We start from the raw sequence: 13,693 nt of genomic DNA, 5'->3' as shown, positions 1-13,693 counted from the left end.
CTAAAATAATCAAGGTACCAAACACCAATAACAGAAAACCGAATCCACCAATGATACCTGTCTCATCAAAGAAACTAGCTATCACATTATGCGGAATTGTTAAGTCAGGTTCCCTTGCTGCGGGAGATATATAATTAGGATATTCACGCGCCCAATGTCTAAATCCAACACCATACAGTTTATGATCTTCCCACATCGCATAACTAGATTTCAACAGTAAAACTCGTTCATAATCATAACTGCGATGAAAAGATTGCACAGTAACTGCTCCTATGCATCCTACTATAGCAAGACTTACTAAAATCATTAACACTGTTTTCTTTACATTGTTCTTTTTGATACTATATAATAAAGCCGCTAATAATACTCCACCTATCAATACACCAATAATTGCACCTCTAGTCTTTGTCATAAGCAACGTGTATACGCCTAAAAATGTAGGTATTATCAGCATTACACGTCCCATAAGATTTTTTGTTTAAATCTATACACTGCTATTATAATTATAACAGGGACTATTATCGCTAATTCTGTTCCTAAAAGCGTCGGCTTTCCAAAATAGCCATCGACACGATATTGCGTATTTAATTGTGGTACGATACTCAGGAAAATAGCAATCAACGCGAGAGATAAGGCACCATCAAAAATGTCAGGACGAAATTCCTTCGATTCGAGAAGGAATACTATCCAAAACGGTAATGTCCAAAGGAAATACTTCCATGTTGAATGAACAACAGTAATATCCCCATATAACATAGCGGCCAAAAATAATGATAAAAAGAAAATTACATAATATATAAGGAAGGTTCTGATTGGATTAAAATTAAATTCAATCCTCTTCTTGATTAAAAATATTATTACTAGTACTCCAATAACCGAAAATATACTATACCCCGCGTTTGAACATCTTGATAGGCAGAAAAAGATATACAAAAAAAGGATAACTGATTCGTAAATATTTTGTCTTATCAGCATGAAGCTTACCTTTCTCTAATCTTTTTTGCTTTCACTTGAAAATACCGAATATGACTGTATATCTTTAATCCAGTCAAAAAATATTTTGACATAAGCTGAAGGAGCTTATATTTAAAACTGATACGCGTCGATTTGTGTGTCTTTAAATAATCTAAAACATCTTGCCTCTCTTGCTTAGATAGACACCTTACACTATGATAATCAATATACAAAGACTTGATTCCTTCATGGATGCAACGAGAAATAGCCCATTCCTCTCCTTCTTTATATGAAAATAACTTTGATACACGTTCATGTTCTTCATATGCCAAAAATTTATTATATCGTCCCCAAGAAGAAAATTCATTATTTTTCCCTGTAATTGAAGAATCGTTCAATCTATTATAATGATACAAAATATCCGGTACAATGGTGAATGTACGAACTCTCAAAAAGAGTGATGGATGTATAAACAAATCTTCATATTGAAATCCAACAGGAAAGCGAAGTTTTTCCCAAAGTTCACTTCGATACATCTTATTCCATAAAAAGTTTGTAATCCGATCGACCAGTACATACTCTTGTATGGTCCGTATATCAAAAGAAGTATCAAAGTTCATCACTGAATTTTTTATTCCATGGTTCGTAATTTCATCATATCCAAAAAAAATCACATCATACTTTTCTTTTTGAAGACATGCTACTGCTTTTTCGACTAAGGTCGTTTCAATATAGTCATCCGAATCAACAAAGAGCATATAATCTCCATGGACACAATCCAAGCCATGATTTCTTGATGCACCAATACCTTGATTGGGCTGATGTATTACTTGTATCCTAGAATCTTTATCTCTATATACGTCACATATAGCCGCTGAAAAATCCGTTGATCCATCATCAATCACTATAATTTCAATATTTTTATATGTTTGATTTATTATCGATTTCAAACATGTCTCTAAATATTTATCTGTATTATATACTGGTATAATGAGACTAACTAACGGACAATACATCATAATCCCTCTGCATCACGTTTACTATCGAAAAAAGAAATGTCTCCACTCTTCAAATAAGTATCTATTTTATTCTTTCATCCTATTTAAATTGATTCTTCAAGCTGCTTTTCTTTAAGGATAACGATAGGAATCCCATCCCTCTTTCCTTCTTTTTCCCTCCAGCGAATAATACGGCTTTTTCTGACCTCTTGTGTCCTGCTCCGATAGATAATACGATAGAATATGGAATAAGTAGCTAAATCTCCTTTTAATAACTTTTCTGCAGAAATTACCTGATCCATAGCATACAAGATATTAGAGCCTTTGAGTTCAATCAGATATGCGGACTTCTTATCCTGATTCATAACTAGAAAATCACACCGTTGTTCATGTCCTGTAAAGACCTGACCATCCAATTGATATTGTGCAACGTGTGAGCGATCTTTATTGACAGCAACGTGTTTGCAAGGATTTCGACTTTCTCTGTCTTGTGATACGATTTTTGACTGCCGTTCGCTGCACAGGGACTGAAACTTGCTAACTTACCCATTATCTTTCTCCGTTTGCCACTTGAGTTCCATCAACGCATCATTTTCATCATTGATTATGTCAGAAGCTCCATCAATCAGACTATTGTCAATCAAACCATCATCCATGCCATCGATGACTTGGCCATTGATGACATGGACTGCTTTTGTCCAGCATGCATCTAACATCTCACAAGACGGCACGATTGCATCACGCTGTGCGTCAGCCGAACGTATCTCAGCAGCATACAGCAGATTATTGAACTCGCCCAGAATATAGGGGCTATGTGTCGTGACGATAACCTGATTGCCAACATTTGCAAAAGTCCCTAGAGCTTCTGCCATGTATTTCTGCGAATCCGGATAGAGATGCGCTTCCGGTTCCTCCAAGATGATACATGACGGCTTATCTTCCAGCAAATAGTAAAAGAGCAGATTCAAGGCCCATACGGTCTCCTGCTGACCCGAAGAGGCAAAATTGACCTTGATGGATTTGACTGTTTCGTCTACGTCCAGTAAGAGCTGTTCTTCGCTTGCGCGGTAACAGTAACGTGCTTTGAGGATTTTCTCTGTCAGCTGCATCATATGTTTCAGCACAGGCAGATTCAAATGCTTATCGGTCGTTTCAATCTCCTGCTTCAATAAGCCTTCTAAGCCATTGGCAAAGGACTGGCGCAGAGACAAAATCCCATGGATGTATGCATTGGTACAGTAATCCAATGCGGGCAGTTGACGGTTCGGATCAGTGAAGAGCACCGGGAGCTGATCGCTCAGAAGGGTGATCATACTGCGACCTGCAGGGATGTAAACAGTCTCCATCTTCTCCCCTGTCAACTAGCGAATATCTTGACTGTAGTGAAATAATACTGTCTGCGAATGGGTTTGAGGATGCTGGCCTTTAATGACTTCTAGCCAATGCCCATCTGCAAAAGTATAGCGGACCTGCATCGCATCGGAAAGGCTTGTCACATCGCCAAAGATCCGCAGGAATACTGAGCGAAGCCCCTTGTCCACCTGTGAAGATGATGAATCCTGCGATTGTATATACTGTCTGGCAATCTTGAAAAAGTAAATCAACTTCGCCAAAGTGCTCTTGCCGCTCGCTTGTGGCCCAGTCAGCACGGTCAATCGCTATACTTCGATATCACAGGACTGAATAGGCCCAAAGTCACGCACATGCAAGTGCTGTATCTCTTCCATCCTCTCACCTTCTCTCAAGATTTTCTCGACAGGATTCCCACAATCCGCTGAATCAGTTTATCTTGTCCGTATTTCTCGTTTGCCCCCATCAGACCTTGGCGGTATTCCTCTGCCTTTTGTGGGAAGGTATTGACGAAGTGTTCCAACTGCTTGGAGAACACATCCACTGAATCCAGCTTGACGGCTTCACCTATCTTGAACTCGCTCAGAATCTCGGGATTCATCTCGGGAGACTGCAGGACGGGCTTGTAATAGCCGATTGCGGTGAACAACATGGCGCTCGGCTGATAGCGGTAGCGCTCTGCACCGTATGGCAAGAGCAGAACATCGATGTCCATGAGCTCGCGCTGCCATTCGATGCCCAAGAGGTTCTTGTGCAGGAAGCGGATATTATCGTACGATGCATACTCACGCTTCAAGCGCTCGAAGTCGTCGCCGTCGGCCTGCGTCACGGTAGCGCCCTGCACCGTGAGCACGACGGGATTCGTAAAGGTCGCCTTGACAAATGCCTGCAGGAAAAAGTCGAGATTCTTCTCGCGGCGGTATTGCCCGAAGAAGCCGAGCCGCAGCGGCTCGTGCACATGGAATTCTGGTGTGACCGGCAAATCAAACGGGATGTAGACTGGTGCCATGACTGTATGGAAGTTTGGGCAATCAGACAGCTCGGGGAACGACGTCTGCAAGCCCAGTGCGCCGAGATGGATATTCGAGTAAGCCCGGAGGCTCTTGACACCATCGCAGAAGCGCTCTCTGTCTTTTGGCATGATACCATGGAATAGGAACAGGACCGGGACAGGGCTGTTCTTGATGGCGCTGTTCCGGACCGAGCGCATGACGCGCCAGCTGTTCGTCGGCACGACGATGGCATCGCAATAGCCCTGCTTCGCCTTTTCACAGGCGCTGTTGAACCAAGCCAGGCGGCGGCGTTCCCTCTGGAATGACAGCCAGAGCCGCTTGATCCTGCCGACACCCGCATACGATATCGCTTCGCCGCCCGCCAGATACTCGACATCGCAGTGATAGTCGAGCTTGAACGGAAAGTGTTCCGGCACAAAGAACACTGGCTCATGCCCCTGCTTCTTCAATTCTTCTACGAGAATGCGGTCAAATTCTACCTCATGGCCAGCAGGCATAACGATGGATTCTAATATCGCAATCCTCATAAATTAGGCTCCTCTTCTCTGCAATTCGTGCAGTTTCAAATACTTAAGCATCGTATAGAAGAAATGATTGCAACACATGTACATGCCGAGATACCCGTCCAGGAAACCTCTCCGAACAAAGAACATCTTGAAAAAGCCGCCCAGACTATGGGTAAAGATTCCTGGCAAAGTCGTTCGTTTCCCTCTTCGGTAGGCATCTTCTGCCCAAATGGTCGTATAGAGGCAGAGCTTCTCTTCCCACTGATGCCAGTCCTTATAGGTATGGTGCTCGATGTAGCCCGGCAGGCGTTTGGCGGGCAGCGGGCACTCGGGGTGTTCGTGGACCTTGTTGACCCAAGTGACGCTTTCGCGGGGGAACATGCGCAGGACATGGTCAGGATAGAGTACGCCGTAGCTGAAGGTCACGCCAAAGGCGACGGATTTACGTGTGATGGCGTATTGCGCATCCATCTTGCCGGACGCGACGATGTGCTTAACCTCAGCGATGAGCGCATCATTGAGCCGTTCATCGGCATCGAGGTAGAGCACCCAATCGGCATTTGTCTGCTCGAGTGCAAAATTGCGCTGCGCTGAAAAGTCATCTGTCCAGGCGCGGAAACTGACCTTGGCGCCGTGCTCCTTTGCCAAGTCAACAGTACGGTCCGTGCTGCCCGAGTCGATGATGATGACCTCATCCGTGCACTTCTTGGCGTTCTCCACTACCGAGATGATATTCTCTTCTTCATTGCGCGTCAGGATCAAGATAGCTAGTGAGCTCATATTTCCCTCGTTCTCTCGTCATTTCAACAGTGCATGGACCTTCTCTGCGATAGAAGCGTCGACTTCATCGAGTAGGGCGTAGCGCTTGCGGTAGTTAGCGCGCTTGCGCGTCGGGACTTCTTCCATGGTCTTGCGGTATTCCGTCATCGGCAGCTCGTAGAAGCGCTGGTCGGCACACGGACGGCCGCCCGACTCTTTCCAGAAGTCGCTGAAGCTCGTCTTGAGCTTGCGGTCGCGGCGGATGTGGTTGTTCGCATAGTAACCGTAGTTCGTGACAGCATAGATGTGCTTGAGGCCGAGGGCCTTGGCCGTCTCCTGTGTCGCGTGCAGGATGAAGTTCTTCGTGCGATAGGCATGGCAACGCTTCGTGACCTTCTTGACGATGTCCTTGGCGTTCTCCATGTTCGGGCCCTGCATCGCACCGATCCAGAGTGCCCACTCACCAGCCTTGTTTGGCGCAATCCAGAACATCATCTGGTAGAGGTCTGCTTCGTCGAGGCACAGGACAACGGACAAGAGCCCTTCCTTACGCTGGCCGGGATGATACGACAGCTCGAAGCGCAGATGGCCACCTTCATCATGGCTTTCCCAGAGGATGTAGTGCTCATCCCCATAAAGACCTAGGAATACATCTGCTTTGAGATGCTTCGACAAGTAGTCCATATGCTGCTCGACAAGTTTGGCACGCTCATCAAACGTCGACTTATTGTAGAAGAAAGCACGCGTCGGCTGCTCGTAGACAAAAGGATATTCCTCTGCCAGTTTGCCGAGAAGCGCATCGCTCGTAAAAAATTGATACAGACGCTTCATGCGTCTCATGTTCAACAAGCAGCGCCCAACGAAGACCACCATGCGTCTGGCTTCGCGCGGATTTTCTGTATTGTATATTTTCTTTCCTAATCTTATATAATCCAGCATGCATTCCATTCCTTATATGTATTCTACAAGATAACCTCGTCATCCTTCTTATCATAAGTTTACTCTAAACAAGTCCATTGTGCAAATAGCAAACGAAAAACCCTATCTTGCGACAGGGTTTTCTATTACAATGCCTAATCTTAGCTATATTGCGAGAAGTTTCGGCCTTCAACGAAAGTTGCTCAACATCTCTGGATGACGGACAATCCAGGCTGTCAAGGCATCAACACCGGCAATCTCATCCGCATAGCGGATGCCCGTACTCTCCTTTGTCGGCACCTCTTGATCCGTAGCGACAGTGGATTGATATACCGGCGTCTGCGCTGAGCCCACGTTTTCCTTGGTGAGCCAGTGATACGGCGTCACAACGTGGTCGATTGGCTCCGTCAGCGATGGCACGAGGGAATAGTACGAGAATCCCTTAGGAGCAATCAGCTCGAAGATGGTCGGCATGATGTTCATATGGCCGCCAATCGTGTTTCCTGAGAGGATGTCCTGTGTGAGCTCTGGGTGGTGCATCGCAAAGGAAGTACAGAACTGCTCGCGCAGGGTGACATCCTGGCGCGTCAGCGTATCGCCCGGGTGAATCGGGATGCTCGCATGGTCGCCCGTCACGATGAACAGGGCGTCTGGGTAGACGCGCTCCATCTCCGCCACAAAGTCCGAGATGGCTTTATCGCTGTACCAATAAGTGCCCAAGACCTTCTGCTTCTTGTGGTTATGCCGCACCGACTCCGGCAAGTCCTTGAGGACTGCGTCGGCATCGAAGCCGAGCTTCTTGAGCGGCATCTTGTAGGGACCGTGATTCGAGGTCGTGTAGATGTAGTGGAAGGTCGGCGTATCGTCATCGAGTTCCTGGATGAGCTCTGCTGCATGCTGCAGGAAGATGTGGTCGTAGACGCCCACCCATGTCTTCGGCGAGTCGGGCGGGCAGAACTCTGTAGCGCCCATGACCTTGTCAAAGCCAACGGCAGGGCCGAACTTGTCGAAGTTACCGTACGTGGGATTGCCGCCGTACCAGTAGATGGAGCGGTAGCCCAGCTTGCGCAGCTGATTGGGCAATGTCGTGGCCAGTGTGCCATGCCAGAAATCCTCGCGTTCGTTGAGCTCCAGCTTCGCATCAAAGATGCCCGTCATCAGGCTGACGATGGCAGGGCGAGAGATCATGCCGGCTGGCAGGAAGTTGTTAAGCGATACCGTATGCGGGTCCTGGCGAAACGCCTTGGCACCGTCCATGATGTGGTAGTCGCTGTAGATATCGTCGAGCGGCATCTGCGCGTAACTCTCGCCCACGATCAAGAAGATGTGTTTTGGCTTCTTGATGCGTGCGCCCTTTGCCTCGTGCACGAAGGCTTCGGCAGGATTCTGGAGTTCCTTCCACTTGCCGCCCTTCATCGCATCGGGCATGATGGCGTCGATGACGGGCTCATCTTCCTCATCGGTATGGCTCAGGCCCTCTTGCAATGGATGCTTGAGCACGTTCTCGAGTGCAATCAGATCATCTACCGTCGCACGCGCCATGAAGATGTCTTCCTTGACGATGCTCGGGATCGTGTCCCACTCCGGCTTATTGTCGTGGATCAGCGTGCCACCGTAGCGGAAGTAGTAAAACAGGAGTGCTATGCCGATCACGATGGCTGTGTTGATGGCAATCTGCAGGGCTCCTGACGGTACGAGGTAGTACGTCAGCTGCGGGATGGAGAGAAATGCTTCCCCCGCCCACCAGCAGAACAGCGTGTACGGGATGTAGCTGAGAATCAGCAGGACGCCGTGGTTCTGGTGAAAGAAGATGTCCAGCAGATTGTGCTTCTCGGCCTTCTTGCCCAGCCAGAGTGTGCTGTTGTAGATGTCGTGGTAATGATAGTAAAAGATCATCTTGCCAAGGAAAGCGGTGTAGAGCACCACGGCATAGATTGTGACGGCGGCCTGCCGTATCGTATCGCCGATGGCAAAGTAAGCGGGCAAGAACGCGCCCGGCAGGCTGACGAAAAGGACCAGCAGCAAGAAAACGTACGCATTGAAGTCCATGCCCCACCAGAAGCCATAGCGGAAGCAGGCCAGCCACTTGCGCCATTCGCCAAAAGGGTTCTTCTTGGGACGATAGACTTCAATGAAAATCAAACGGAACAATGTACACAGGACAGGCGGAAATATTGCAATCTGCAAATCCTGCTGTATCCCGTCAAAAAACAATGAAAACATGGAGTTCACCTCTACTATGCCTTATATAATTGCTTGGAGCAACTACTCTATAGTTTAATCGATAACGCTGGCTTCTGCAACAAAAAAGAACCATGTTGAACATGATTCTTTTTCTACAAGCTATTTGTTTTAGATGCTTTGTACCAGCTCCAGCAGGCTCCCGCCCTCGTAGCGCAGGCCTTTGAGGCCGGCGTTCTTGGCGCAGAGCATGTCGCCGTCGCTGTCGCCGACGAAGTAGGACTTCGCGCGGTCGATGTGGAAGCGGGCGCAGGCGGCGTCGATGAGGCCGGTGGCAGGCTTGCGGCAGCTGCAGGCCTTGGTGTAGGCGGGCACTGTGCCCTCGGGGTGGTGCGGGCAGTAGTAGAGAGCGTCTAGGTGGGCGCCGACTTTCTGGAGCTCGCAGTTCATCCAGTCGTAGACGCGCCGGACGTCGCTCTCGGGGTAGTAGCCGCGGGCGACACCGGACTGGTTCGTCACGAGGATGGCAAGGTAGCCGCGGTCGTTGACGTAGCGGATGGCCTCCTTGGCTCCGGGGATCCAGACGAAGTCTTCGGGGCAATGGAGGTAGTGGATGTCGACGTTGAGGGTGCCGTCGCGGTCGAAAAAGACGGCCTTTCGGGGGGCCTCATCCGTCAACCTGCGGCCGCCACCTTTCCCAAGGGGGAAGGCTTTACGCGCCGAAGATACTGCCACAGGGGAAGGCTTTTTATTTGCCATACTCAAAATAACCGCCCTGGTTGAGGAAGTCGACGTATTCCTTTACAGCTTCTTCCATGTCGGTGAAGCCCTGGTCGTAGCCGGCGGCGAGGAGATGCGTCGTGTCGGACTCGGTGTAGTTCTGGTACTTGCCCTTGAGGACTTCCGGGAAGTCGCGGTAGGCGATCTCGCCTTTGCCCATGGCCTTGATGACGGCCTGCGCTACTTCGTTGTAGCTGTGGGCGTGGCCGGTGCCGCAGTTGTAGATGCCGGACGGGCCGTGGTTCTCCCAGAACCAGAGGTTGACGCGCACGACGTCCTTGACATAGACGAAGTCGCGGCGCTGCTCGCCGTCTTTGACGGGCTTGCCGGCAATCTCGCCCCAGCCGCGGAACAGGCGCGCCTTGCCCGTCTCGTTGATCTGGTTGTAGAGCTGGTAGAAGATGGAGGCCATCTTGCCCTTGTGGTGCTCCTGCGGGCCGTAGACGTTGAAGTACTTGAGGCCGACGATCTGGCTGTGGGCCTCTGGCATGACCTGGCGCACGTAACGGTCGAAGGCGAGCTTCGAGAAGGCGTACGGATTCAGGGCGTCCTCACACGCGTCGCCCTCGCGGAAGCCGTTCTTGCCGCCGCCGTACGTCGAAGCGGACGAGGCGTACATGAAGGGGATGCGGTGCTGCAGGCAGAAGTGCAGCAGGGACTTCGAGTACTCGTAGTTCGTGCGCATCATGAAGTTGACGTCGTACTCCATCGTGTCGGAGCAGGCGCCCTCGTGGAAGACGGCGTCGATGTCCGTGCCGTCGAAGTCGTCGTCCTCGATGCTCTGAAGGAAGTCGTCCTTGTACTGGTAGTCGATGAACTGCAGGCCGCGGAGGTTCTTGTAGTTCTGGCCGTCCTTGAGGTCGTCGACGATCAGGATGTCCGTGCGGCCGCGGCGGTTGAGTTCTTTGACGATGTTGCTGCCGATGAAACCGGCACCACCTGTTACGATAATCATGTGGATTCCTCCTGTATAAGTTCACTAAGTGACTGTTTGCTCTTTATTCGCCCTTGAGCACCTTCATGAGTTCGTCGCGGCTGACGGCGTAGGTGCCGAGCTTGGCGACGACGACGCTGGCGGCGAGGTTGGCCATGTAGGCGCCGTCACGCGGCGAGAGGCCGCCGGCCAGGGCCATGGCGAAGACGGCGATGACGGTGTCACCGGCACCGGAGACGTCGAAGACTTCCTGTGCCTTCGTCGGGATGTGGACGACTTCTTCCTCGCGCACGAGCGAGAGGCCCTCTTCGGAGCGGGTGACGATGATGTTGCGCAGCTTGAACTTGCGCATGACGTAGTGTGCGGCTTTCTCGACGGCCTTGTCTTCGTTGCGGATGGGCTCGAGGAGCACTGCATTGATCTCCTTGAGGTTTGGCGTGATGTAGTCGGCATGCGCGTACTTGGCCCAGTTCGTGCCCTTCGGGTCGACGACGACGGGCACGCCGTGGGCGTGGCAGGCCTGGATGATCTTCTGGCAGTTCTGCTCGGTGCAGGAGCCCTTGCCGTAGTCGGAGATGATCACGCAGTCGAGGCTCTCGTTGAGCTTCTGGTTGATGTAGTGGAGAAAGCGGTCGGCATACGGGCCAGTGATCGGCGCGGACTCCTCGAAGTCGAGGCGCATCATCTGCTGGTGGCCGCCGATGACGCGCAGCTTCGTCGTCGTCGGGCGGTCGGTCGTGATGAGGCCGTGGTAGTCGATGCCGCGGGCCGTGAATTTGTCGAGCAGGCTCTGGCAGTGGTAGTCCTCGCCGACGAAGCCCGCGATGCTCGTCTCACAGCCGAGCAGGGCGAGGTTGTGCGCGACATTGGCCGCGCCGCCCAAGGTCTCCTTCGTCTCGAGCACATGCGTGATCGGCACGGGGGCCTCGGGCGAGATGCGCGTGACCTCGCCGTAGTAGTACTTGTCGAGCATGACATCGCCGACAACGAGGATCTTGCAGCGCGCCGTGCGCTGGGCGACAAAATCATAAAGCTGTTCGTTTTCCATTTGACACCTCTCAATGTATCCCTAGCTCAAAGTCGAAACATCTCATAGTTCGATGACGCGGCACTTGTAGTCGCCGGGATGGGGCGGCCACGCATAGGCCGGTGCGCCGCCGTGCGCTGCGAGCAGCTCTTCGGCGTACTTCATGACGACATCTACTGGGATATTCTTCATGCAGGCCATATTATCCTTCCCCTGGCGCGGGCATTCGTGAATGCCGCAGGGGTGGCACGGCTCGGGCGTCTTGATGAGGACGTCTTTGCCGTCGTACGGGTAGAACGTCGGCACGGGGCTCGCGCCGAACATCGTGACGATGGGCACGTTCATGGCGACGCCGACGTGCATCGGGCCGGAGTCCGTCGTGAGGAAGAGCGAGCAGCGCCGCAAGAGTCCTGCGAGCACGGTCAGGCTGATCTTGCCCGTAAAGACGTGCACACGCTCCTTCTCCTCCATCTGTGCCCGGCATTTCTCGACGAGCGTCACATCGGTCGGGCCGCCGAGGAAGGCGATGTCGTAGCCCTCGCGGATGAAGCGGTCGGCACAGGCGGCAAAGTAGCTGTCGATCCAGCGCTTTGTCTTCCAGCTCGCGCCGATGTTGAAGGCGATGACCTTGGCGCCGGGCGCGAACTCGGTCTGCCAGAGCGCGGCGGCCTTTGCCTCTTCCTCCGGCGGCAGCATCATCTCGAGGCCGCGGTCGTCGATGGTCTTGACGCCAACGGCCTCCTTGAGGACATCGAGGTGACAGAGCACCTGGTGCTTGACGAGCTCCGGCGGCGTGTCGGCCATCGCGCAGTTCGGCATGACCTTGTCGAAGAAGCGCTTGAAGCCGGGCTGTGAGTAGCCGACGATGCGCTTGCCGCCCGAAAAGGCGGCGATGGCGGAGGCGCGCTCGTTGCGGTGGAAGTTGATGACGAGATCGAAGTGGCGCGCGCGGATCTTCCGGATGAAGCGCACGAGAGCGAGGAGTCCCTTGTCCTTGCCGTGCTTGTCGATCAGGATGCACTCGTCGAGGTTCTCGTTGCAGCGCACGAGGTCGCCGAGCGGCTTATCCGTGAGGAGCGCAATGTGCGCCTCCGGGTAGTTCGTCCGCAGGGTGCGCAGCGCCGGCGTCACGAGCATGAGATCGCCGATGTGCATCGTGTTGATGACGAGGATATTCTTGTACATGGAAATTTCCTTCTTGATGTTCTTGACTTCTTCAGCTTCAGATTGAGACGGCAGCGAGCGCCGGCACGAGGGCCTTGAGCTTCTCCTCGACCTGTTCGGGCTTGATGACGGCGAGGCAGTCGTGGCCGAGCGGGCAGGCGCGCTTCATGCACTCGCGGCAGTCGCGGTCCGCGATGAGCAGATTCTCCATCTGGCCGTAAGGACCGGTGCGGCGCGGGTACGTCGGGCCCATGAGCATGATGGTCTTGGCACCGATGCCGACGGCGAGATGCGTCGGCCCCGTGTCGCCGCCGACGACGGCGGCCGACTGCTGGAAGAGGTAGGCGAGCTGTTTGAAGTTCAGCTTGCCGACGAGGTCGATGGGCGGGATGTCCATCTTGGCCGCAATCTCGGCGGCCTTCTGCGATTCGACGGGACCGCTGCCGACGAGCACAGGAATGATGCCGTGATCGTAGAGCCAGTCGCCGAGCACGGCAAAGTGCCCGTCCGGCCAGCATTTTGTCGGCCAGCTGGCACCGACGACGAGCACGACATAGGCGTTGTCCATATTGGCACCGGCCTTGGCGACGATCTGGCGCGTCAGCTGCTGTTCGCGCTCGGGCACGCGGATCGGCAGGCGGACTTCCTTGACCGCACAGCCGATGGCGCGCGCCGTGTCGAGGTAGCGCTCGATGACGTGATCGTGGCAGTGCGGACCGATGACGGGCTTTGAGATGAATTTGCTGCCCTCGCGCATGTTCCACATGCCGTACTTCTGTCCTTTCGGGGCCTTGGCGAGCGCGGCGATGGCCGCCGACTTGAAGAGTCCCTGCAGGTCGAGCACAGCGTCGTAGTCGCGCGCCTGTATCTTCTTGCGCAGCGGCGCGAAGTTCTGCAGGAAGCCGCCGAGGCTGCGGAATTTCTTCTTCTCAAAGACGATGATCTCGTCGACGCAGGCGGCCATCGCGACGATGTCGTAGGCCGGCGGCTCGACGACCCAGGTCAGGTGGGCTTCCGGGTACGTCTCCTTGATGGCGTAGCTCACGGGCAGGGCGTGGATGACATCGCCGATGGAGCTCATCTTCACGATCAGGATATTCTTCACAGCG

General features: G+C 52.6%; 13 protein-coding genes. All 13 read right to left on the bottom strand.

Features of this window, described 5'->3' with window-relative positions:
* The coding region (locus tag T518_RS11615; protein WP_162177212.1) for an O-antigen ligase family protein at positions 1 to 466 on the bottom strand (466 nt) is incomplete at its 3' end.
* Positions 467 to 980: 514 nt separating this feature from the next.
* On the bottom strand, positions 981 to 1,970 hold the full coding sequence (locus tag T518_RS11610; RefSeq protein ID WP_072003585.1) for a glycosyltransferase family 2 protein: 990 nt from the start codon (positions 1,968 to 1,970) through the stop codon (positions 981 to 983).
* Positions 1,971 to 2,056: 86 nt separating this feature from the next.
* Entirely contained in the window at positions 2,057 to 2,317 is a 261-nt protein-coding gene (locus T518_RS06780; protein WP_036377288.1) for a hypothetical protein, read from the bottom strand.
* Between the two features lie 177 nt (positions 2,318 to 2,494).
* Entirely contained in the window at positions 2,495 to 3,265 is a 771-nt protein-coding gene (locus tag T518_RS06770; protein WP_036377284.1) for an AAA family ATPase, read from the bottom strand.
* A 428-nt stretch (positions 3,266 to 3,693) separates the two neighbouring features.
* Entirely contained in the window at positions 3,694 to 4,842 is a 1,149-nt protein-coding gene (locus T518_RS06765; protein ID WP_036377282.1) for a glycosyltransferase family protein, read from the bottom strand.
* A 3-nt stretch (positions 4,843 to 4,845) separates the two neighbouring features.
* Positions 4,846 to 5,601, bottom strand: coding sequence for a glycosyltransferase family 2 protein (locus T518_RS06760; RefSeq protein ID WP_036377281.1), 756 nt, complete (start codon positions 5,599 to 5,601; stop codon positions 4,846 to 4,848).
* Positions 5,602 to 5,619: 18 nt separating this feature from the next.
* Positions 5,620 to 6,519, bottom strand: a complete 900-nt coding sequence (locus T518_RS06755) for a VirK/YbjX family protein (RefSeq protein ID WP_036377308.1) — start codon at positions 6,517 to 6,519, stop codon at positions 5,620 to 5,622.
* Between the two features lie 168 nt (positions 6,520 to 6,687).
* Complete coding sequence (locus tag T518_RS06750; protein ID WP_248617167.1) at positions 6,688 to 8,640, bottom strand: LTA synthase family protein; 1,953 nt, start codon at positions 8,638 to 8,640, stop codon at positions 6,688 to 6,690.
* 210 nt (positions 8,641 to 8,850) lie between these two features.
* Positions 8,851 to 9,357 (bottom strand): D-glycero-alpha-D-manno-heptose-1,7-bisphosphate 7-phosphatase, encoded by a 507-nt coding sequence (locus T518_RS06745; RefSeq protein WP_036377277.1) that lies wholly within the window; start codon positions 9,355 to 9,357, stop codon positions 8,851 to 8,853.
* Positions 9,358 to 9,427: 70 nt separating this feature from the next.
* Entirely contained in the window at positions 9,428 to 10,414 is a 987-nt protein-coding gene (rfaD, locus tag T518_RS06740; RefSeq protein ID WP_036377275.1) for an ADP-glyceromanno-heptose 6-epimerase, read from the bottom strand.
* Positions 10,415 to 10,457: 43 nt separating this feature from the next.
* Positions 10,458 to 11,441, bottom strand: a complete 984-nt coding sequence (gene rfaE1, locus T518_RS06735) for a D-glycero-beta-D-manno-heptose-7-phosphate kinase (protein WP_036377272.1) — start codon at positions 11,439 to 11,441, stop codon at positions 10,458 to 10,460.
* A 42-nt stretch (positions 11,442 to 11,483) separates the two neighbouring features.
* Complete coding sequence (locus tag T518_RS06730) at positions 11,484 to 12,605, bottom strand: glycosyltransferase family 9 protein (RefSeq protein ID WP_036377269.1); 1,122 nt, start codon at positions 12,603 to 12,605, stop codon at positions 11,484 to 11,486.
* 37 nt (positions 12,606 to 12,642) lie between these two features.
* A complete protein-coding gene (waaC, locus tag T518_RS06725; RefSeq protein ID WP_036377266.1) occupies positions 12,643 to 13,689 on the bottom strand; it encodes a lipopolysaccharide heptosyltransferase I in 1,047 nt (348 codons plus the stop codon).
* Positions 13,690 to 13,693: the final 4 nt, after the last annotated feature.

Source organism: Mitsuokella jalaludinii DSM 13811 (assembly GCF_000702905.1).
Classification (GTDB): Bacteria; Bacillota; Negativicutes; order Selenomonadales; family Selenomonadaceae; genus Mitsuokella; species Mitsuokella jalaludinii.
Note: the sequence above shows the minus strand (reverse complement) of the source record. Positions and strands in the feature narration are given on the sequence as shown.